Source organism: Rhodobacter sp. P2_H5 (assembly GCF_056403335.1).
The window spans coordinates 1-820 of record NZ_JBFUFS010000097.1 but is presented as its reverse complement, the minus strand read 5'-3'; the positions used below and the strand labels follow the sequence as shown (position 1 = coordinate 820).

The 820-nt window shown below is 66.1% G+C and carries 1 protein-coding gene; it reads left to right on the top strand.

What is annotated here, in order from left to right; translation table 11 throughout:
- A partial coding sequence (locus AC1DVR_RS23685; RefSeq protein WP_478003077.1) for an IS110 family RNA-guided transposase occupies positions 1-820 on the top strand: 820 nt, incomplete at both ends.

The following is an 820-nucleotide window of genomic DNA, read 5'->3' as shown; positions in this document are numbered from 1 at the left end:
ATGACTTTGCCACGGGATTTCATCGGTGTCGACGTTTCGAAGGATTGGCTCGACACCTTCTCGCTCAGCTCCGGTCGGCATGACCGGATTGCCAATACAGAACAGGACCTTGCCCGCTTCGCCCGCCAGGCCTCGGGCTGTTTTGTCGTCTTCGAGGCGTCAGGCGGTTATGAGCGCGCGTTGACCGCGGCGCTCGTCAAGGCGGCGGTCGTGCATGCCCGTGTCAATCCGCGCCAGGCCAGGGAGTTTGCCCGGGCAACCGGGCGGCTGGCCAAGACGGACCGGGTCGATGCAGAGATCCTTGCCCGGATGGGCCGGGCTCTGGACTTGAAACCGACACCGCCCGAGGACGAGGATCGCGCCCGGCTCGCGGAACTGGTGGCGCGCCGGGACGATCTGATCGGCATGATCGGGCGGGAAAAGAACCGCGCGCACATGGCGCGCGATCCCTGGATTTCGTCAGAAATTGCTATGCTTCTCAACATCTTGGCAAAGCACCTTGCCGATGTGGATGACGCAATCGCCGCCCTGATCGAAAGCCGGGACGCCYTGGCCAGCGCCAGCCGCCGTTTGCGATCGGCCCCCGGGATTGGCCCGACCTTGGCCGCCGTGATCCTCGCCCGCCTGCCAGAGCTTGGACAGCTCGATCACCGGCGCATCGCGGCCCTGGCCGGGATGGCACCCCACGCCCGCGATTCAGGCACCCTGCGCGGCAAACGCCGCATCTGGGGCGGGCGACCCGCCATCAGACGCAGCCTCTACCTGGCCGGCCTCATCGCCTCACGCCACGATCCGAACATCAAAGCCTTCAGAGCACGAC